Below are 21,713 nucleotides of genomic sequence, written 5' to 3'. Positions count from 1 at the left end.
GTCTTAAAAATAAATTTCTGCTGCAGGTATACTGGCAATGCTGGATTCCTTTGGGCTAAAGATGGATTCTGAGTGATTGCTTCTGCACATAGACAGCATCTGAAAGACGGTGCAAAATAAATGTTGACCTGATTGTATATATTGAGGGCACCGGCTTTCATCTTTGCAGGGAAATAAGCCACATCCGTAGTTGGTGAACTGAAATTAGAAACGTCCTTTTCTTATGGTCTCCAGTTCTTTTATTTTCATATTCTTTGGACTCATTTTTTTTAGGCCCATCACATAGCTGCCGATGGCGGTCATGTTGTTTCGTTGCTGGTTCAGGGCAGAATTGATCTGCATAGCCCCTGTAGAATGCGCGCTTACCTGTGTTGAAATAGCATTAGGTACAGCGGTGGACATTCCCATAATTATAGTATCAATTTCGTTCATAATATCTGTTGGTTTTGATGTTTTTAAGGGCGGATATTACCAAATCTGGCATTCAGCTTATTCATTCGGTCCATTATTTTGAGCTCTTTCTCCTTTACCTTTGCCGTAGATGCCTCCTGAAGTCTTTTCAACTGTTCTTCATAGTTCATCATAGGAGGATCGGCCTGAGGTGGTGGTATAGTCTCTTGCACCTGAGGAGATTCTTGCTGTTTTACGGCTTCTTCCAGCTTTTCCAGCAAAGGGGCAAGCGATTTCATTGTCTCTTTGACGGCTTTATCTCTGATGTAATTAATGATTTCCTCTTCATGTCTTAAAACAAAAGGCATGATTTCTTTTTCAACGATTTCAGGTTCCGTTACAGGTACCGGAGGTTTGTGAGCGGGTGCCCTCTTGCGGGTTCTTCTGCGCATAAGTACTGTTTTATAATGTTGGAAACTTTACAGCAGATAATTAATAAATGCAGCTGCCGCCTTCCAGTCGTGGTTGATATCTTTTACTACATTATAACCTGTTATCTCCAGAGCGATACACGCTGAAATAGCAGTAGCAGACAGCATCTCTTTTAACTGATTCGGAGGAAGGGTAAGGATATAATCATCCGGAATTATAGGAAGTCTGCTGGTATTTGAAGGGTTTTCATTCACTACAATACTCAGGATTTCCTGGAAATAATGAGCGGTCAGCTTGGAAGCCTGGAACTCCAGCTCTCTTTTTAATTCAATTATTTCTTCCTGGCTTACCAATTCGGAAATAGCAGCTACATCTACATCATGTACAGAATACTGAGCTTCTCCCGTATCAGATGGCGTGATTGTGATATCTGTTTTGAGAATCCATTTTGCCTTTTCAAGATTAATGGTAAGAAGTTTTGAATCAAGATCTGAAACTGCAATTTCATTTAAGGTGGTAAAAGGTAAAATTCTCACATTGCAATAAAAAACTTTCGGATCATCCAGCTTCACCATGATGACGGCAATTCCCGTTGATTTATCTATAGGTTCCACTACAAAAGACTGGAAATGGTTGTATCTTTTATTTCCTCTGTTGATGCAGTTCACCAGTCTTATGGCAGGCTGAATATTAATGTTTGAGGTCTGAAGATTAAATACAACTCGCTCTGCATTATGTTCCGTCTTTTTTACATCAGCACTTCTCGTGTCAAAATAAGAAATATCACTGCTTCGGGTCAGGTAAAGTCGTTCATTTAAATCATTTAAATTTTCTAGATTTAAAATTTTGGCGGGTTTGGTTGTTGAAGAATAATTCATCTTTTATTTATTTTAATTTTTTCAAGGAGTTGACTTATTATTGTTTTTTTCTTTCGGTTAACTTCAGGTTCTACTGAAGGAATTACTGCTTCCTTAATCTCTGGTTTTACGAGTGGCTGTGTCAGTTTTACTGACTTTAATACTAATTTTCCCCCATGATCAGCCGTGATAAAGCTTTTTCTCATACCTTCCTTTTCTGATGAGACTTCTTCCGGAACCGGATCTACTCGTTTTTTTTTTCAGGATCTTCAGCCTCAGGAGAAACTTCCGTAAACGAGGGAGGAGAAGGAAGAGCCATTGGAGCCGGAGGCGCGTTGACATTGTAAATAGTATTGGAAATTTTAGCCTTCACCTCAGCATATTCACTTACCATTTTGAACAAATCCTTCATCATTTCATTTCCTTTTCCTGCATCCTGGCCCTGCAGCTGCTCTGCCATCTGAGGGGAAGTTTCCTTACTGCCGGGAGCCGGGCCGAAAGTCGTTCCATACGTCAGTAGATTATTGGCCAGCCTGCTTAATGCAATCAAACCTACCTGTTCAAATCCTTTCAAAAAAGACTGTAAATCCTGAACCATCATTCCTGTAGACTGTTCTATCATTACTTTTGTTACTCCGGTCATTGGGGAAGCCTTAGGCGGGGCCAGTACCTCACTGTTCACAAATACTACAGCTTTCTCCGCCGGAGTGGTAGCATTGGCTGCCTGGGATTGTTGGGTTTCACTGTTGTGTTCACTCATGATTGTAAGGTTTTATATTATCCTTTTAAAATTTTAATGGCATCTGCAACAATCGCAGGGTTGAGCTGGTTCAAGTTCTGCTGGTTTGTTACAGAATTCTGAATGGAAATTCCACTGGCATGCGTGGCCATCTGGTAAAGCATACTCATAGCCTGTGCGGGAGACTCACCAAGTACGGTAACATTGGTCTGCGTTACTGCATCTGTAGTCTGGGTGTTTACTGTTTCTGCCATATTCTGGTTTTAATGGGTTACTATTATTTTTTACTTTCAAACATCTTTTTTCAAAGTCTTTGTTTCAACTCAACCTTACTGTTATGTCTTGGTCAGGTCTTCACTGTGAGACTGTTGATCTCTTTTGTCTGATACAAATTTCATCAAACGGAATAAATCTTCATTAAGGGAAAAAACTGAATTTTAAAAAATAGGGGAATTCTCTTATGAGTGAATTTTTAGATCATCATCGTATCAGTAAATAACATAATCCGGAAAATAGAGCAGCCATATCACAGTATTTCTATCATCATTACTACATAATACACAAATACCCTGTCTGCTCATAAGGGGAAACCCTGAATTTCTAAAAATGGGTAGATCCCCTCTATTTTGTCGGGAGCTTTACCTTGAAATTTGTTCCCTAACGTATTATAATAAACGATATGATAAGAAATAGAAAAAAAGACAAAGAAGCTGTTTCCAATACAGATGCTGCTGCTCGCAGACCAGCACCAAGACCTGAACGTCAACGTGGCCCCAAACCTGAATTTAAACCTAAAGTGCTTATCCAGCCCGGATATGCCACCGGTGATATGTTTGGAATTGCCGCGGCTTTAATTGATGATGAGGAGCTTCATGTTGTCATTTCAAAAGGCGACGGCACGGTCAAAGACCATACGGATAAAGCAGATTCTATAAAAAAATTCTATAGAGATTCCGGGATAGGTGAGGACAGAATACATGTTGTAGAAGTAAAACAGTTAAGGGGAGATAAGACCGGTAAGAAAAAATTAGAAGATGAAGCACGTAAGTATCAGCGAAAGGGATATATTAAAGGAGTGAATTATGGAACAGACTATATTGCCAGAAAATACTCGCCGGCCTTACGGGCTAAGCTAAAAGAAAGATGGGAGGTCAATATCAACACCTATGAAGATGACGCTATAAAAAAATGGCTGGAACAACAAGGAATACCCACCAGTGGAAACAACTTACTTATTTTATGGTCCCGTTTCAGTGGAAAAGGAGGAGATATCCATATAGAACACGATACCAGCTATACAGGAATCAGGCAGATTATTTATAGAGTAGCAGAGATGTATGATGCAATTATTATTACCGGAGATAAAGGCTATGTGAAAGAGAGAGGATCTAAGTTTGATGATATTGTCAGTGATGTCAAAAGGTATATTCATCCTTCCAAAGTATTCAACATCACCGAGTTTTGGGATGATAAAACACCATCTTTATTAGCATGGGGAGGTAATACCCGTTTTGGGCAGTTTAAGCTGTATGAGTATTTTGAGAAAAATTTCACCCATGTAAAGCATCTGGGCTTCAGAAGCGGTAACCTTGAAGTGATGGCGATGTTAGGATACACGGTAAGGTACATGGAAGAAGAAGGCAGTGAGAGCGGAGGCAGAATGCTTGCCTGGAAGAAGGAGAATGAAGGGAAGACTAAAAAAGGAGGAGAAGCCACCGGATATGAACGTTTGTTGCTGAGTGAACCTCCAACACGATCAGGTAAATTTCTTCAGGAAAAAATAAAAGACATCAATCAAAGAATTGAGTACGAATTAGGTGAAGAGATCAACAAAATAATAATGACCACACCTAAAACGGAAAATGAGATAAAAGAACTAAAGCAGCAGCTTAAACCTACTATAGAAGCAAAATTCAGAGACGAAAAAAGAGATTATACAGGGGCGCATTTCGCTCCGCGTAGAAAAGATGAAAAAGCCTTAACTCCCATACCAAAAGAAGAAAAAAGCAGATTTTATGAAGGGTTTAATGACAAAGATATGGAGCTTATTCTCTCATTTTTAAAGCCTGAACGCTGGATTGACAAAGAAATTATGTACAACCCAATCATCCCACAGAAAAGAAAAGATTACAAAAAACTGTTGGAAATTGCCAATTAGACAGTAAGCCCGGACTCTGCTGATTAATTAAAATACTGACTTCACTGATATTTCAAAAAACAGCCTTCTGCACGGAAGGCTGTTTTTTGATGAATAATACTATGCGGAAAGAAGAGTATCTTCAGTTTCCTTTTCAGGTAATTCTTTTCTCTTTCTCCAGAAAAAGTAGGCAACGATAGCGGTTGCAATAGGTAGGGCAATCCCAAACTCATCAATATAATAATTGGTATTTCCCGTATCCACAGTAAGCGGTGTGAAAATAGACTGTATAAAAAGGTTGTGGCTGGCATGTAAAATAGCTCCGGTCCATAAACTCCCGGATTTTAACCGTAACCAGGTGAAAATGAAACAAGATGCAAATATCATGACCGTAAAACATAAAAGAGCCAGCCATTTGGGACCGCCTGTATTATAATTGGAAAAAAGCAGAAGAGGATAATGATAGATAGCCCATATGAGACCCATCCAAAGGGAGGTGGCAGTATAAGAATTGATCTTTGCTAACTGCGGAGTAAGAAGACCCCGCCAGCCTATTTCCTCACCCAATGCCGATCCTACAGAACGTACCATGCCAAAGCTGCTCATCAGAATGACATACAGGATGATGGTCTGGCCATCAGAAAGATTCCAGCCCATCCCTTTGCCGGCATCTGCTACAAATTCATGATTATAAAAGCCGCCAGCACCACTGATCCAGATGATAAGATAAGGAACAAAAGCGTAAAGAATAGGAATACAGTAAGCCATGATCTGGTATTTCGTAAGGCCCCATTTCCAGCCCAGGGAAGAAACAGGAATTTTCCGGATACGGCAGGTAAGAAGTGCTGCAATGGCCGGGCACCACATCACAATGGTAGCATAGGATATAATTCCGCCACCGAGTTTTCCGGTACGAATACACATATAATAGACCGGGAGACAGAAAAGCAGGGTAAGAAACAGGTAAGTGGCAATATTCTTCCTGATTTCGGATTTGGATATTGTATTTTCCATAAACTGATTTGGTGTTGTAGTTTATAAATAGTTGAAAAATAGAAGGTTATTTTTTAATAAAAGTACACTTATTTCTTATATGAATATTAATTTTAGCCCTGTTCAATTTAAAAAAGAGGTCTTCCGTTTTTTAATAATGGAAAACTGTAAATTAGCCAAAATATTTTTTTCAGAATTACCTTAGAACATGTCCAGACTAAAAGCCATAAGAGAACAAAAAAATCTGACTCAGGAGGAGCTGTCAGAAAAATCAAAAATTTCTGTAAGAACCATTCAGCGGATAGAATCCGGAACAGAACCTAAGGGACATACTTTAAGAGCACTGGCGCAGACTTTGGAAATAGAGGAATCTTTATTATTACAGGAAGAAAACATTATTTCTCAGGAAAATAATGAGGTAAAAACAGAAGCACCAGAAGAATCTGTAACAATCAATTATTCTTTGGTTAAAATGATCAATCTCTCTTCCTTATTATTTGTGGTCGTACCACCATTAAATATTCTGGCTCCCTTTCTGCTGATGTTTGTCATGAAGCAGAGAAACAGTCTTATCAAACAGATTATTTCACTGCAGATGTTTTGGACTGCTATAGCACCTATTGTGTTTATGCTCGGTATATTTTTAAAGCTCGGAAAAGAGTTTACGCTTATTCTGATGATCCTTATTGCATTGTCCAACGTATTCATGATTCTCCGAAATGCTGCTGAGATTGATCGTAAAAAGAAGTTATATTTCAATCTGAAATTCAGTATGTTATAATTTGTGTCGTGGCTTTGTCGGGTTTTTGTCGGGTTCATTTTTATTAAAAAAACAAAATGAAATTGAACCTTTGTCAAAAAAATAACAATGATAAAATCTGCACGGCTTATCCTTCCTTTTTTTATTCTGTTGATAAATATCGTTTATGCTCAGACGGAAAAAACAGATCCTCTTTACAAAACAATTATCTCAAAAGACAGCCTGTTTTTTTCAGCAGGCTACAATACCTGTAACATCGGAAAGATGGAAAGCATGTTAAGTGACGGGTTTGAATTTTATCATGATAAAGGCGGCTTTGAGGACAAAAAGAAATTCATCATTGATTTTAAAAACGGATTGTGCAAGTCTCCGGAAACCTACCAATTAAAAAGAGTCTTAGTGGATAAAAGTACTGAGATTTATCCCATGTATAAAGAGGGAAAAATATATGCTGCCATTCAGAACGGAGATCATCTGTTTTATGAGAAGGTAGGAGATCAGGCTGAAAAATTGGTTGGGGAAGCAAAATTTACCCATCTGTGGATCCTGGAAAATGCTGAGTGGAAACTTAAGAATTCATTGAGCTTTGATCACCATCCGAAGCAGACTACTGATAATGAAACAATGTTTGATAACGATCAGTCAATGCAAAGCTGGCTGAAAGAAAATAATATTCCCACGATGGGATTAGGAATTATAGAAGGAGGAAAACTACAGAAGGTAAAAGTTTTTGGAAATACTAAAACAGGAATTTCAGCTCCCCTTAATGCCTGCTTTAATGTAGCCTCTCTTACCAAACCTGTCACGGCAATAGTCGCATTAAGGCTAATAAGTTTGGGAAAATGGAAACTGGATGAACCTTTAGATGCCTACTGGACAGATCCGGATATCATCAACGATCCGAGACATCAGAAACTGACAACCAGAATGCTCCTGAGCCACCAGACCGGTTTTCCCAACTGGAGATGGATGAACGCGGACAAAAAACTGAGCTTTCAGTTTGATCCCGGTACAAAATACCAATACTCAGGAGAAGGTTTTGAATACCTTCGGAAAGCATTGGAAAAAAAGTTTGGAAAATCACTGGATCAGCTTGCGAAAGAACTTATATTTCAGCCCCTCAAAATGCGTAATACAAACTATATCTGGGATCAGAATACAGATGAGTCGAGATTTGTAACAGGATACAATGAAAAGGGAAATGCTTATCCGATAGAAAAAAATAAAACAGCCAATGCTGCCGATGATCTGCATACCACAATAGAAGATTACGGAAATTTTATGGTCAGCGTTATGAAAGGAAAAAATCTGAAGCCGGAAGTCTTTCAGGAAATGATCAGAAAACAGGTAAAAGTAAAAGAGGGTAAATATTTCGGGTTAGGTTTTGAAATCTATGATCTTGGGAATGGTGAATATGCTTTATCTCATGGAGGTGCCGATCAGGGAACAAGATGTATTGCCATTGTACTGCCCAATTCAGGAAAGGGGATTGTGATATTTACCAATGTAGACGATGGCTATAAAGTCTATGAAAAACTGGTGGTTCACTATCTGGGAGAGCAGGGGAAGAGGATTGTGGAGATAGAAAGTAAATAATTATCTGTTGTGATAAATCTTTGTATATTTAGGATATCAATCTGGAAATAAGTAAGGTAGCTGATATTTATTTTCAGGATACACTATTATGAACGGACATAAAAAGAAAGCTATGTGGCAATATTATATTATCCTTGGAGCAGGAGTGATTCTGTTTGTTGCAGCATTGTTGAGCTTCAAAAACACACTCTCATTCTTAAAAAAAGCAGAAAAAGCAACCGCAACTGTTACCTCACTGCGGGAATTTGAATCGGATGGAGTAGTATTCAGTCCTCTCTTTACCTTCCGTACACAAAATAATGTTGACTATACGTATGAACTGCCGGAAGGTACCAATCCTTCAGCCTGGTCAGTAGGTGATACCGAAACTGTTATCTACGATCCCGAGGATCCCTCTTCCGTAGAATTATATACGTATTTCAGAATTTTTGCCTGGCCTTTAATATTGATTTCTATTGCATTGCCATTACTGGTGATAGGAGGAGGCTATTTTATTGCAAATCAGTTTTTAAAATAACCTGCTCCTACTGTATTTCTACTTTACTTTTTCCAGCAGATACAGCTTAGCTCCGGAAAATCCCAGTTTAGGCATCAGGTTTCCTTCCAGAATCATCGTCTTATTATTAGCATCGATGACAGAAATATAGTTGTTGGAATTGTATTCTATATAATTTTCCTTTTCTTTTGTTGAAGGATTTTTCCCGAACTCCATAGAATATTTTACCCAGTCTTCATCTTGTGTACTGCAGTGTACAGGCTTGAATTTAGACTTTTTAGCCTTGAAAATGATCTGGTCAAAACCTTCTGTACATTCTGAAGTAAATGAGCCGTCAGGATTCTGATCTTTTGAAAAATCATCGAAAGAACCACGGTAAACGCCTACCACTTTCCAGGTTCCGTCTATGCGGTCTTCATCAATTTTCCCTTTTGCTTTGCTTACGGCCCAGCTGATTCCGTTTACAGTTCCTTTTACAGCTTTATAACTTAAGCTTACAGCGCCTGAAACTACTTTTGTAGCCGTTCTTACCACACATGAATTGAGAACAAGCACAGCCGAAGCCAGAAATAGTATTTTCTTCATTTTGTCAAATTTTTTCAAGTACGAAGATACTGTTTTTGGAAAAACTGACGGATGATGAATTCTGTTTTGCACATTTTGATAATGATTTTAAGCATCTGTATATATTCTGCTGTCTGGTTTACCGTGTGAAAATCATTATTCACCGTTCAATATGACCAGTTCAAAGTATTTACACTTATTCCTGTCTCAGTTTTGCAATAATTTTACCCTAACAAAACATCACTATTATGAATACTACATTGAACTTCAGTAAAAAAGTACAGGCTATTTTATCCTTATTTATTTTTATAGGAATGGGATTATGGTCTCTGAAAGCACAGACTTATAGCGCTGGCGAAAAAGGCATAGAAAATACAGATATCAGATCAGCTTTTCAGAATACAAAAAAAATCAGGGCAGGACTACTAGATGTAGGATATGCAGAAGTAGGGCCTGAAAATGGAAAACCCGTTATCCTTCTTCACGGATGGCCTTATGATATCCACAGTTTTGAACAGTCTTCTGCTATACTTGCCGAAAAAGGCTACCGTGTTTTGGTTCCTTATTTAAGAGGTTACGGTACTACTACCTTTGTATCTCCCAATACAAAACGCAATGGTCAGCAGAGCGCAGTTGCATTGGATATCATTGCTTTTATGGATGCCCTGAAAATTGATAAAGCGATAATCGGTGGTTTTGACTGGGGAGCCAGAACTGCTGATATTATGGCCGCATTATGGCCTGAGCGCTGCACTGGACTGGTGGCTGTAAGCGGATATTTAATAGGAAGCCCAAAGGCCAACGAAAAACCTCTTCCTCCGAATGCTGAATTTTTATGGTGGTATCAGTATTACTTTTCAACCGAAAGAGGTTATAAAGGGTATAAAGCGAATACTGCCGCATTCAATAAACTGATCTGGAAAACAGCTTCACCAAAATGGGCTTTTGATGATCAGACCTACGAACGCTCTGCCGGAGCATTTGATAACCCTGACCATGTTGATATCGTAATCCATAATTACCGCTGGCGTCTGGGATTGGCGAAAGGAGAAAAACAATATGATACACTTGAAGCTAAACTGGCAAAATCTCCATCTATTACAGTCCCAACAGTTACCCTGGAAGGTGATGCCAACGGAGCCGCATTTCCTGCACCGGAAAGTTATGCCTCCAGATATACAGGAAAATATGCTCATCACACTCTGACAGGCGGAATTGGACACAATTTACCACAGGAAGCTCCCAAAGCATTTGCAGATGCCATTACAGAGGTAGATTCCATGTCACAACCCAAATAAAGACCTGTTGAATTTATAACATAACAATATTAGAGGCTTTCTCAAAAGTGTCATTCTGACGAAGGAAGAATCCCATTAATAAGATTCTTCCTTCGTCAGAAATCAAAGATTCGGCGTTGCCAATGACATAGTCAAATGATTTAATTTATAAGAGAGTCTCTTTTTATTTTATCCTGAATTAGCCTTCAAAACCTTCTTCAAGCTTCAGTTTATTCACTAAAGGATTGGCATACATCGCTAAGAAATACTCCTTGGACACCGGATCAGATGGGTCTATACGCATCTCAAGTCTTCGGATAAACAGCTGTTTCTCCTGTTCGGTATAGTGTGAAGCATAGGTATCTGTATGATGAATCAGATCGTAGGCTATATATTTTGTCGGCCAAAGCTTATAATTCTTAATGATGGAATGGTCAATCACCTGTGCAACAGCCTGCAATTGTTTGTTTTTATTCTCGATCGTAGCGGCAATTTCATCCAGTTCGGTATCAATAACATCACCGGCATGCAGATGAATTCGTTTCTTTTGTCCTAATATACCGCTGAGCATGGTGGTAAAATCTTCATTTTTACCTTTGATATATTCTTCATCCCTGTGCTGTGCGAGAAGCTGAGGCATTTTCAAAGAATCTGTAGGATCATATTCATAAGAAATGGATATGGGAACAATCTTTAAAGTTTTAAAATACTCTATGAGTGATTGATCTCCTGAGGCCATTGCAAGCATTTTTAAAACACCCTGTTGAGTGGCATCATTACCGTTTTTGGTACGGCCTTCACGCTGAGCAATCCATACAGAACGATTTTCATCATGTAATTGATGATCAATATACTCAGACATCGTTTGTGAACTTTTAAGCTGATCACGAAGCGATAAACCTCTTTGAACTAAAAAATTACGGTTCAGTTTAGCCAGTACATTCAAAAAGTTTCTTTTCACAAGGTTATCCCCAATGGCTGAAGCAGTCATAATATGGCCGCTTTCCAGAAGAGCCAGATTAAGCAGTGAAGTATCCAATACAATATCTCTGTGATTTGAAATGTAAAGGTATGGTGTATTTTTATCCAGCTTATCGAAGCCTGAGGTCGTTAAACCTTCAGAACTTTTTGCAAGGATCTGACGAACGGTATGCGCTACAAAATGATGCTGAAAATCACTTATAGAGTTGATCTCTTTAAACTGTTCCAGCCAGACCTGCTCATCCACACCGGGAAAAGTAAAGTTCATCAGTGCTTTCATCATGGGATCACGGGCTACACTCTGCAATCTTTCATTCACTTCATGATCATGAAAATACCGTATTTCATCAAACTTCGACATGCGATTATTTAAAAATTAAAACTTTTTGCAAAAGAACGAAAATTTATCTGGGGAATGGGTATAATGCTTGTTAAAGTATTATGAAGGGCGTAGGAGTTAGGACAAGATGGAGCTATTTTCTTTTAATATGCTGAAGGAATTCAATAGGAACGGGCTATAATCCTGAGCTTAGTCGAAGGGAGCCCGTTTTAATAATAAAAAAATATTCATCTGGCTTTAGCCTAAACTTAAACGTGTTATATTTAGATTCCCGCGGTATTTTATAATAGGCTGATTATAAGTAAATTATTGTCTGAGAAATAAAATGTATCAATATTTGTGTTAAAAACAATGAAAACTGTAATTTCTCGCGTCAAAAGATGATTAACAAAATAAAACAGGCAATCTAAATTAGATTGCCTGTTTTTCGAATTAATTTATTGAAACATTTATACATTTGAAGAATAATCTAGAATTATTCCTTGTCATCCTGACGTATTTCAATATTTCCATCTTTCATTAGGAATCTGTATCCGATAGGTATTGCTAAGTACTTTAAAATATCAGGACGAGCAAATGCAACATGGTAAAAATGTACCATTTTTAATGATTTAATATCGTCATTGTAATCATCCGTTATAAGGTACCATCCACTCTTATCTTGAGGGGAATCATATCTAATTCCTTCAATATCCTTTCCTTCATAAACACCATCTGATATTACAACTGACTGATTGAAGTTTGGAAAAAGAGGAATAAGATTTTGTTGCCAACATATTTCACTTTGCTGCCTAACAACCGAAATTGCTGTGTCACAACCTTTATTAAAGTCGCTACCGTCTACATTTGCCTCATATAGATCATAGCAGTTATCTTGATCCAGTCTAAATTGCAAAAGCCATGAATAATATCCAATATTTTGATTTTCAGAAATAATAGCTTTACTGTCTACAATATAATCTATAACGTACTTAATAATCTCTATATAATCCTCTTGATGTTGGTTACCTATAGAAATTCTAATTTCCTTATCTAAATAAAAATTTAGCCCTTTAGTTTCTACATAAATGTTATTATTCACATTAATTTCAATTCCTTTATATAGTACCATATTTTTAGTTAATTATTTAGTCTCTACTTCAGGAAAAATGCCACACAAAAGGATTCGTGTGGCATCTTGGATCTTATTAAATAGCCGATTTTCTGTTAATATCAAATATATCAATATCTTTTTCCTGAAATATGTCTTCTAATGCTGATGTACCATTTTCCATTTTATATTCGAGTTCTTCATCAGAAATAGGAATGCACAAAAGCCAGTGTACAGTTTTCGTGTCAAGTTTTAGTGGTTGTAATTTATCCTCCCACAAAAATGGTGATATAAACATAATATGTTTCATTTCAGAAGTTTCAAAGTACATTTCAACGATTCTCATAAATACTGAGCCTGGTTGACATTCCCACCCATTATTAATAATATAAAACCCTGATGTGGAAAGAATATTATCCAACATTTTGAATTCTCTGTAACCAGCAATTAAAAGTTCTATTGGAATGTTTTTAAACCTATTATCATCCATTTCAATTTTATTGGGGTAATCAGACAATCCTATTGTACCATAAATTTTTATTCTAGGATAGAGAGGATCATCACAGGTGAAAATATCGAAAAAATTCTTTTCGTCTTTGTCATAATGACGATCAATCATTTTATTAATACCAACAATATTTGTTATATAGTTAGAAAGTTTTTTGTTTTCTTCAGAAGCTTGTTGAGGCATATTTTTTACTATAATTATATTTTTTTATTAATCCATGCTGAAAATCATTAGAATCGAAAAGCAACCAATTATATTAATACTACTTTTGTTCATATTTATGACTTCTATTTGCTGATTTTGATTGATAATTTTTGGGATTTTTATATTCTCTTAAAAACTCTTCTTTTGTTATTTTTCCACTCATATATTTTTCATGTAGTGTTCTGTATTCATGTCCCGGTAAGTGCCCCATATCCCATGGTCTAGGTTTTATTGCTTTATCCCATGTAAGCTCTTCTCCCGTATTTGGATCATATACTTTACCATTTTTCTGTTTTGCTGCCTCCCAAACTTCATCTACTTGACCTTTAGCATATGAAGGTCGGCTTTTACTATATGGTTTTTTAACTGTTACTTTTGCCTCCGCTTTTAATACTGTGGCAGCTGCTTTAACTTCTACTTTGCCTGCGGAACAAGATTTAATGCTAATAATTTCGCAGCTTGCTTTCTATCAGCAGGCTCACCATCCAAATCACGGCCGGTAGCTATTGTGTAAAGCTCTTCAATGGGAGTTACTGTTTTAATAACAGCCATGAAAGCTGCACTATTAGCTTCCTGGGTCGCTTTCTCTGCACTTCACTGGACTCCACCATTTCGCTTCATGAGCTCCCTAAATCGGAAGTCTTCACCTTCTAAACCTTCCAGCTCAATATTATCAACAACCCTGTTTTCTGAGAAATTATAATGTGACTGGTAATCATATTTTTCACTTAACGGATCCACATTAAAGAACCTCGCCATGCCAGCATCATAATTTCTCCACCTAATAAGAACTCCATCCTGTTTCTAACTGTTTTTCCTGCCCCTGAGAAGAGTATCGATAGCTTGGGGTTAGTGTACCACTAATATTCAAATCTCCTCCAAACTCCAATCCAAACGGATAAAAGTTAGTTGTTCTGTCTATTTTAAGGTTTCCGGAAGCATCTTTATAATACGCCAGTCTGATGTTTCCTACCTGATCGGTATAGTTGTTAACTTTTGATTTTTCCTAGGAAATAAAACAGGTAATCATGTAGATTACCCGTTTTAGGGATTATTTATCTCATTAATAAAAGAAGCTAATGTTTGGAAAGAATGTGTTTTTATTACCTTAGTTTTAGATTATCAATTTTGTTTTTATTATTCAAATAACTAAATAGTTTTAAAGCCAACCAATAATATCTTCTTTACCTTTACCTATTGAAAGTAAATATTGTACTTTATTATTTTCAATCTTAATAAAAAATGGATCTTTTAAATTTTTGTTTTCTAGAATATAAACACCTTCAGTTATGCCATCTAAATTAGGCTTTTCATTTTTATAAGAGTTGTAATCTGTAATAGTAAATTCACAATTATATTTCTTAAACTGCTTTAATACTTGAATATATCCCTCCTTATAGTTTTTTGGTTTATCTTTATAGTAAGAGTCATAAAATTTTTCTGCACTCTCGTTACTTAATTCATTAAAAAAAGTTGCAAAAACCGGGTTACTATACTGTTGCTTTGTTTTCGAGCAGCAAAAGCAGAAAAAAACAACTACTAAACTACAAACCAATACCTTTAACTCTATCGTTATCGCTCTCATTATTTTTATTTTTTGGTGTTTTTGAATTACCTTCAAGGGTTTTTCCCTTGCGAATATTATTATTTTGTTCTCTTATATCTTCCCCTAAATCACCCGGATTATGTCCTTTGAATCCACCATATGAACTCGTAGTTTTTGGTAATTTGACACCTCCTGCTGCTGCAGTATTTATAACAAAGTCAGCACAATTATTGGTATTTAGATCATATTTTGTATTTTGATCTGATTCTACAAAATCTAAAATATCATTAAAGTTTTTCTCGTTAATAGACCTTGTTTGTACTACTTCTTGTTCATGACCAAAATTATCTTTTATTTTTCCTGATGCCTCTGATGCTATAGGATTTACACTAGGTGGATAAGGATAAAACCCAAAAGTTTTAGAATCTGTTGTACCATCCGTATTTTTCCTATTTAATGTTATAAATGCATGTCCTGAATCTCTATTTGGACTAATTTGATATACAGTTCTATCTCCTCCCTTCCCTGGTTGGTCTACATGAATAACTAATTGATAGCTTTTCCCTTTTTTTCCATTATCAAAAGCTTCTCTAACTTTATTAGCATCTATTGCTTCTAAACCCTCTAATTCTCTATAAGATATAACTTTATTTTCCGAGAAATTATAATGTGACTGATAAGTATATTTTTCGCTCAACGGATCCACATTAAAAAACCTTCCCATTGCAGCGTCATAATTTCTCCACCTATAAGAACTCCATCCTGTTTCTAACTGTTTTTCCTGTCCCTGAGAAGAGTATCGATAGCTTGGGGTTAGTGTACCACTAATATTCAAATCTCCTCCAAACTCCAATCCAAACGGATAAAAGCTAGTTGTTCTGTCTATTTTCAGGTTTCCGGAAGCATCTTTGTAATACGCTAATCTGATGTTTCCTACCTGATCTGTATAGTTGTAAATATACTTATTTTGGACGAAATCATAGTAGCCTTCTGAAGTAGGAACGAAATCTAATACATCATTGGTGTATTGAAATCCATCAAGATAATCAGTTTTGTCAATCGTTTCTAAATTAGTTCTTCCTGCCCCGTAAGTGTGAATCTTCCTCAGCTTAATCCCATCAGCATTATACAGGTATTTTGTATTGACGTAATAAGTATTCAACCAATCATGCGATACATACTCTTTATCAAATTTAATATAGTTGGGAAGATTGAGGTAATTATAATCAATCTGTAACATGCCCTTATCCAAATGGCTTGTCATATTCCCGTTACTGTCGTATGTAATAGGATTCCCTGAAGTACTCGGATAACCTCCATAGTTTCCGGAATTATCTGTCACCGTATTGAGTCTGTTACCTGCATAAGTATACCCCAGGTTATCCATCACTACAGCTCCTACATTTGATAACAGCCTGTTTCTTTTTAAAGTCTGGATATTTCCGTTTACATCATAGGTAAGGGTTTCATTGTAATAATTATTCTGTGGAACAGTAGCATTGGGTTCAGAATAGATTCCACTTTTTAAACGGTCCAATCCATCATATTGATAATTATATCTTCTGAAACCTCCACCGTCAGCAGCCTGCCAATCTATTTCCGCAATATTCCCATTGTATTTGCCCGTAGAAACTGTGGAATAAACTGGATTATGATATTTGAGTTCATAGGCAAAGAGTTTCCCATTCAGGTTGGTAGGATCATTCACTTTCGTAATCCATCCGCGGATATTGTAGGTTTGGTCTATAGACTGCAAAGGAGTACCGGTGGTATTTCCCGTCTTTTTATTAGTAAGTTGTCCCAGGTCATTGTAGGTATTTTCTACAAGAAGTTCTTCTGTTAAACTGTTCACCTTATGATAGTGCTTCAACAGTCTTTTCTGGTCATCATATACAAATCTTTCTTTGATAACCACTTCAGTATCCGCGTTTCCTTTTTTATGATAGGTGTAGCTTTCATCCACAGCACCGGAGAAATCAAGCTTAAATTCCTTTTTAGTATATCCACCTAAATGATTCCAGCTTTTTTCACTTACTTTTTCCCCTTTGGTATTGTAGTAGAAATACGTTTTCGTCCAGTTATCATCTTCTATGTTTTTTACATAAGATGCTGTTGACAAACCTTGGGTATTGGCACCTCCGTTAAGAGCTTTGTCTTCATTCACTACATATTGATCGAGGATTTTCGCTGGCGGAAACTCTTTAGTATCCCTTGGATAAGAGTCATAATAATTAACAGAAAGAAGTGTCTGAAAATTAGTAAAAAGAGTATTGGTGTAATACACAACAATTCCATTTTTAGTAAAACCTGTAGCAGTAGGGGTTTCGCTGATAACAAGATTGTTAATCTGCCCTTGTAGATCCGCCCGGCTTCCTCCATCAATAAGCCCGGTATACGCAACACGGCCAAAGGCATCATACTTGGTCAATAGCCACTGTCCTTTATTTTTCAGGTTCACATCCTGAGAAAGTGCCGGACGGTCTGCTGCATCATACACCACAGATTCCCAATCATCTCTTCCGGGTAGTCTTTTCTCCACCAGTCTATCCAAACCATCATATCGATATTGGTAACAAAGGCTGTTTAGAATATCGGTGGTTACAACATTGTTATTCTGTTCAATTTTCTTTACCGCCAGAGCAGGAATCACAAATGCCTTTTGACCATATTCATTGTACACATAGTAGGTATCTATGTTTTGTGTTCCATCTGTTCTACGTACCAGTACAGTTTCCCCACGTCCGTTCTGAAACTGGATAACCGGAGTTCCGTCTTCATCGGTTACCGTATTTTTGTATAATATCCCCGCGGTATAAAATTCACTTCCCGGCAATATGGATACAGAAGAAACAGTTTTGTTATCTGTAGCTGTGGTTGTATTGGTGATAAATTTCTTTACCTCTGTTCCCAGATTTACTTCATATTTAAGCTTTTGGGTATGTCCACCCGCCATTTTCCAGGGATCACCCGGCTGGGCCACTTGCTTCACCCTGTCTAAGGGAGAATTTTCAATCTCTTTTTCTGTATACGCATTGGCTGTTCCGTAATAGGAATTTGCCGTACTTTCGTTGACAATCCCGGTATGGATTGCAGAATTAAGGGTATTAGCCGGAACTGGAAGAATATTCTTAACCTGTCTTCCAAACCCATCATAAATAATGGGGGTAACTAAATCTTTCCCTGTAATGGTCGCTTTTACATTGACAATCTGTTTTGGTCGTCCTAATCCGTCAAAATAGGTAATGGTCTCAGTTTTCTTACTGCAATCACCGCTCAGACAGGTTTTGGATTGTATATAGTTTTCTGTGGTACTTTGTGCATAGGTCATCATCGCTGTAAACAGCAGACCTATTAGCTGTATTTTTTTCATTTGTGTTTACTGCTTATAGTTATACTTGATTTCTTTAATGACCTTATAACTGTAGGTTCCAGCGTTGTCTCTTTCTCTTACCTGAACCTGTTTCAATCGGTTGGCTGTATCATAGACATAGAGTTCCCTTTTTCCTGATGGGGGTGTTATCGTAGTGACCCCCACCAACGGATCATAGGTATATTTGGTCGTCATTCCAACGGGTTGAAAAGCATCAAGAGCCAGTAAGAGCTCAGCTTCTTTGGTGGGATCAGCGGCATCTTCATTGGATTTCGCCACGATAGTAGTGATCATCCCTTCTATCTGGCTATAGAGTGCACCTACAATTTTTGCAATTGGTCTGGTTTTGTTATAGCCCCAGACAATACTTACGGGGGTGTCGTCTTTCTCTCTGTACTGGAGAATATTCCCATTTTCATCATACTTTTCGTAAGTAACATCCTTAGAAGAAATAGCCGGGTTAAGGGTATCATAAGAATATTCAGACAGTGGAAGTACTAAATTTCCGGTAACCGCATGAGGCAACGCTGTTGGATAAATAGTTTCTTCCCTTGATGTTACTTTGGTAATATTATCCACTGTTTGCTGTGCTTTCGTTTCCAACGAAATACCCACCATATTTTTATCAATCATCAACTGATTGTTTTTCTCATGAGCGTACTGATATGTTTTTTCCGTTGTGGACAGATCTGGGAATATGGTTTTTTCCGAAGTTATCTGGGTATGTTTAGGATTATTATAGAAATACTGGGTTTCTGTTTTCATCGCATTTCCGTTCAGGTAATCTATTGTTTTCTGGGACTTCAGATATTCAAAATGGGAAATGTTTTTGTACTGCATAATGTCCAGGTTATCCAATTTATCTTCATAAGTAATAGGCCCTACCGGTTTACCAAAACAAACATCATTATAGGATTGAGTAGTATTTTGCGCTCCTGATGCCTGGCAATTCTTATAACCATCTAAAGCATTATACCGGTGAGAATGATTGGCTGCACAATAGGTATACGAAATGGTTTTTACCACATCTTCTGCCGTACAGAGCTTTGTCTCATTCTTGGTAACAGGATTATCATAATTTTTTCTGATCGAAAAGCCATCCACCTGATATTTTCTGTTGTTATCTTCTTCATAATTCATCTCTACACTTCGCATCAGATTACCTCCGGCATCCAGATATTTAGTCAAAAGCTCGCGTCCATTTTTCCACCCAAAATTTGTCCAAACTGAGTTTCGGATATTATCTCCATGAAGTACTTTACCAAAATCATCTGAACTAATAGAATAATTATGGATAATATTGGATTTCCCCTCTACAATTTCCTGTACCGTTTTATAGAATACATTGGGATGGGTAGCAAAGAGTTGGTTAATATTGGAAGAAGTCACCATTGTATAAGGAAATCTTTCTACACCTGTAGGAACAGATCCGCTTGGTAAGTTAGGGTTATTTGTGCTACAGGTTCTGGTATAAAGAAGTTGCTCCTCAAATGCAGGAGTTCTTAACACCACGGCTTCTGTATATTGATCATTCAAATCACGGTAAATAAACTTTCTTGTATTGGCTACACCATTTTCAGATGTATCTACAATCTTGGCGATTCTTAACCCGCCAATAGGAGCTTCTCTGTCTCCATACACCGCCTCTTTAGTGGTATAGCTTGCTGATGCAGTAGAACGGGTACAAACAAACAGCGTCCAAAGCTTAAGGGTTAAAGGCTCATCTTTCTGAACATGGGCAAAAAGGCCTGCTCCATTATTGGTAGGAAAAGTAACCGAATTACCAGCACTGGTAACAATTCCGGTAGGGGTTTTAAAATATAATGGGACAGCCTGACCATTAGACTTTAACAATGAAACAATTGCTCTGTGTTTCCCCGTAACCTGCTCAGCAGGATCACATGAACTGTTAAATTGTGCACTTCCTCCCAAAGTGATGTCTTCTGTCCGAAGCGGAGTAAAAGCTACTGTATTTTCAACATGACCGTTAGTATCATCAGCGGTGGCTTTGATTTGAGTTCCAGTTCTTTCAGAGGGACTGAGCATTACATTTTTTTCTATTGCAGTATGGTTTTCGTAGAAAAACTCTGTTGATCCTTTAGTAGGATAAATAATCTTTTGGAGTATCCCAATAGCTGTATTTTGCGGAACAACAGACTGTGATGCCCCATTATATGAACTCCACATAGATACCTTTTCTATATTAGGAACCAGATTGGTATTGGAGGTATTACCATTATAATATCCCCAGCTATCCCTGCTAAAGGCAAGTCTTTGAGGAAATACATCTGGTAAGTTGTACTGAAATCCATAGGTCGTGTTTAAAACACTGTCTACTACAGAAGTAAGAAACAGGCGGTTATTTGCTGTAAGGTTGTAATTGAGAGTAACGTCATTAATAATACTACCATTAACCTTTTTGGTAACTTTCTGTAATCGTTTATAATCACCGCTACCTCCCGATTGTAGATAATCAAAAATAATTTCTCCATAAGATGGATTGTTACTGTATATTCTTTTAATCTGTTTTCCAGCCACAGTCTGGTTATGGTTGATCAGTTCACTTACCTGAGGGTACCTTATAAATGCGGGATTCCCACAGCTTGATGTCATTGGACCCTCGTTAGGTGATGTATAGGATAATGTTTGTGATTGACTCATAGTCGCAGTATATCCGCCATCCACATTCTCAAAAAATACAACTTCTCCGCTGGATATGTCTTCAATTTTTGTCAGATACCACGCTGTGGTAGATATTGATATCAGAGAATGTCCGGCTCCAGCAGTACGGTTGGAAGTCGTCTCTTTGTCTGTAAAGTAATATTTGATTCCATTATCTACCGTTATGATAAAAGAATTCCCTCCACTTGTCCCCTCAATAACAACATCCTTTTGGGAATAAATCACAGGAATTCCTTTTTTGTCAAAAACAAATTTAATCTGCATTCCCCCAAAGCTGGCCATATACAAATCCTGCTCTGTATCTATATCATCAAAGGAGGCATCCTGAAAAAATTGCATAGCAGCGGTTGTATTAGCACCCAAATCTCCAATATTGGTTGGAATGTTAATATTGGATTGATTGTCCTCATCAGGAAGATCTCTTATTACCCTTGTAATAACACCACCTGAAACAATATTCCAGCCCAATCCGGTGGAGCCGTTCATATCGTCTACCTTGATTCCATTGGAAAAATAATTGAGCCTGATGGGAATATTAATATTTCCAGCCGCAAAAGAGGTTACAGGAATATCTACATTGGCATTACCTGTAAAAAGGCTTACCGGAAGATTTCCAAAGGCTCCCAGTTTATAGGACTCTGCAGATGGTGGAATGATATTAGGCAATGTTGATTGTTTACTTCCAGTAGTTTGTGCTAATGCTGTCCCAAGTGATAAGCAAAAAAACAAACTGGTTATATTTTTTTTCATT

General features: G+C 37.3%; 21 protein-coding genes. 5 read left to right on the top strand and 16 right to left on the bottom strand.

Features of this window, described 5'->3' with window-relative positions; all coding sequences use genetic code 11:
- Positions 1-204 precede the first annotated feature (204 nt).
- From FW781_RS05720 to FW781_RS05695, 6 genes are read right to left on the bottom strand one after another with little or no spacing between them, the layout of a single operon-like run.
- The gene (locus tag FW781_RS05720; RefSeq protein ID WP_077418521.1) at positions 205-432 is read right to left on the bottom strand and encodes a RebB family R body protein; all 228 of its coding nucleotides are present in this window, start codon (positions 430-432) and stop codon (positions 205-207) included.
- A 23-nt stretch (positions 433-455) separates the two neighbouring features.
- Complete coding sequence (locus FW781_RS05715) at positions 456-842, bottom strand: hypothetical protein (RefSeq protein WP_149386533.1); 387 nt, start codon at positions 840-842, stop codon at positions 456-458.
- Between the two features lie 27 nt (positions 843-869).
- Positions 870-1,700, bottom strand: coding sequence for a hypothetical protein (locus FW781_RS05710; protein ID WP_149386532.1), 831 nt, complete (start codon positions 1,698-1,700; stop codon positions 870-872).
- The gene (locus FW781_RS05705; RefSeq protein ID WP_047387839.1) at positions 1,697-1,885 is read right to left on the bottom strand and encodes a hypothetical protein; all 189 of its coding nucleotides are present in this window, start codon (positions 1,883-1,885) and stop codon (positions 1,697-1,699) included. Before FW781_RS05705 ends, FW781_RS05710 begins: the two co-directional genes overlap by 4 nt.
- A 38-nt stretch (positions 1,886-1,923) precedes the next feature.
- A complete protein-coding gene (locus tag FW781_RS05700) occupies positions 1,924-2,439 on the bottom strand; it encodes a hypothetical protein (protein ID WP_149386531.1) in 516 nt (171 codons plus the stop codon).
- A 17-nt stretch (positions 2,440-2,456) separates the two neighbouring features.
- The gene (locus tag FW781_RS05695) at positions 2,457-2,672 is read right to left on the bottom strand and encodes a RebB family R body protein (protein ID WP_034697211.1); all 216 of its coding nucleotides are present in this window, start codon (positions 2,670-2,672) and stop codon (positions 2,457-2,459) included.
- Between the two features lie 425 nt (positions 2,673-3,097).
- Here FW781_RS05695 and FW781_RS05690 point away from each other — a divergent pair, with 425 nt between their 5' ends.
- The gene (locus tag FW781_RS05690) at positions 3,098-4,576 is read left to right on the top strand and encodes a hypothetical protein (protein ID WP_149386530.1); all 1,479 of its coding nucleotides are present in this window, start codon (positions 3,098-3,100) and stop codon (positions 4,574-4,576) included.
- 99 nt (positions 4,577-4,675) lie between these two features.
- Here FW781_RS05690 and FW781_RS05685 read toward each other — a convergent pair whose 3' ends face one another.
- Positions 4,676-5,569, bottom strand: a complete 894-nt coding sequence (locus tag FW781_RS05685) for a CPBP family intramembrane glutamic endopeptidase (RefSeq protein WP_149386529.1) — start codon at positions 5,567-5,569, stop codon at positions 4,676-4,678.
- Between the two features lie 187 nt (positions 5,570-5,756).
- Between FW781_RS05685 and FW781_RS05680 the strand changes: the two genes are divergently transcribed.
- From FW781_RS05680 to FW781_RS05670, 3 genes are all read left to right on the top strand, one after another.
- Positions 5,757-6,329, top strand: coding sequence for a helix-turn-helix domain-containing protein (locus tag FW781_RS05680; protein WP_149386528.1), 573 nt, complete (start codon positions 5,757-5,759; stop codon positions 6,327-6,329).
- An 87-nt stretch (positions 6,330-6,416) separates the two neighbouring features.
- The gene (locus FW781_RS05675; RefSeq protein ID WP_149386527.1) at positions 6,417-7,904 is read left to right on the top strand and encodes a serine hydrolase; all 1,488 of its coding nucleotides are present in this window, start codon (positions 6,417-6,419) and stop codon (positions 7,902-7,904) included.
- Positions 7,905-7,992: 88 nt separating this feature from the next.
- Positions 7,993-8,421 (top strand): DUF3592 domain-containing protein, encoded by a 429-nt coding sequence (locus FW781_RS05670; protein WP_149386526.1) that lies wholly within the window; start codon positions 7,993-7,995, stop codon positions 8,419-8,421.
- 18 nt (positions 8,422-8,439) lie between these two features.
- On the opposite strand, the gene FW781_RS05665 is transcribed toward FW781_RS05670, so the two are convergent.
- Positions 8,440-8,985, bottom strand: coding sequence for a hypothetical protein (locus FW781_RS05665; protein ID WP_149386525.1), 546 nt, complete (start codon positions 8,983-8,985; stop codon positions 8,440-8,442).
- A gap of 227 nt (positions 8,986-9,212) precedes the next feature.
- On the opposite strand from FW781_RS05665, the gene FW781_RS05660 reads away from it, so the two are divergent.
- Positions 9,213-10,262, top strand: a complete 1,050-nt coding sequence (locus tag FW781_RS05660; RefSeq protein WP_149386524.1) for an alpha/beta fold hydrolase — start codon at positions 9,213-9,215, stop codon at positions 10,260-10,262.
- A 178-nt stretch (positions 10,263-10,440) separates the two neighbouring features.
- Here FW781_RS05660 and FW781_RS05655 read toward each other — a convergent pair whose 3' ends face one another.
- From FW781_RS05655 to FW781_RS05625, 8 genes are all read right to left on the bottom strand, one after another.
- Positions 10,441-11,583, bottom strand: a complete 1,143-nt coding sequence (locus FW781_RS05655) for a 1-acyl-sn-glycerol-3-phosphate acyltransferase (protein ID WP_149386523.1) — start codon at positions 11,581-11,583, stop codon at positions 10,441-10,443.
- 454 nt (positions 11,584-12,037) lie between these two features.
- A complete protein-coding gene (locus FW781_RS05650) occupies positions 12,038-12,673 on the bottom strand; it encodes an immunity protein Imm33 domain-containing protein (protein ID WP_149386522.1) in 636 nt (211 codons plus the stop codon).
- A 76-nt stretch (positions 12,674-12,749) separates the two neighbouring features.
- On the bottom strand, positions 12,750-13,343 hold the full coding sequence (locus tag FW781_RS05645; RefSeq protein ID WP_149386521.1) for a suppressor of fused domain protein: 594 nt from the start codon (positions 13,341-13,343) through the stop codon (positions 12,750-12,752).
- 79 nt (positions 13,344-13,422) lie between these two features.
- Complete coding sequence (locus FW781_RS05640; protein WP_228720178.1) at positions 13,423-13,806, bottom strand: HNH/ENDO VII family nuclease; 384 nt, start codon at positions 13,804-13,806, stop codon at positions 13,423-13,425.
- A complete protein-coding gene (locus FW781_RS22365) occupies positions 13,779-13,916 on the bottom strand; it encodes a hypothetical protein (protein WP_172625673.1) in 138 nt (45 codons plus the stop codon). Before FW781_RS22365 ends, FW781_RS05640 begins: the two co-directional genes overlap by 28 nt.
- Before the next feature lie 607 nt (positions 13,917-14,523).
- Positions 14,524-14,949: a hypothetical protein gene (locus FW781_RS05635; protein ID WP_149386520.1), complete on the bottom strand. Its 426-nt coding sequence runs from the start codon at positions 14,947-14,949 to the stop codon at positions 14,524-14,526.
- Positions 14,909-18,280: a DUF6443 domain-containing protein gene (locus FW781_RS05630; RefSeq protein WP_149386519.1), complete on the bottom strand. Its 3,372-nt coding sequence runs from the start codon at positions 18,278-18,280 to the stop codon at positions 14,909-14,911. Before FW781_RS05630 ends, FW781_RS05635 begins: the two co-directional genes overlap by 41 nt.
- A 6-nt stretch (positions 18,281-18,286) precedes the next feature.
- Entirely contained in the window at positions 18,287-21,712 is a 3,426-nt protein-coding gene (locus tag FW781_RS05625) for a hypothetical protein (protein ID WP_149386518.1), read from the bottom strand.
- Position 21,713 lies beyond the last annotated feature (1 nt).

Source organism: Chryseobacterium panacisoli, assembly GCF_008274625.1.
GTDB lineage: Bacteria > Bacteroidota > Bacteroidia > Flavobacteriales > Weeksellaceae > Chryseobacterium > Chryseobacterium panacisoli.
Note: the sequence above shows the minus strand (reverse complement) of the source record. Positions and strands in the feature narration are given on the sequence as shown.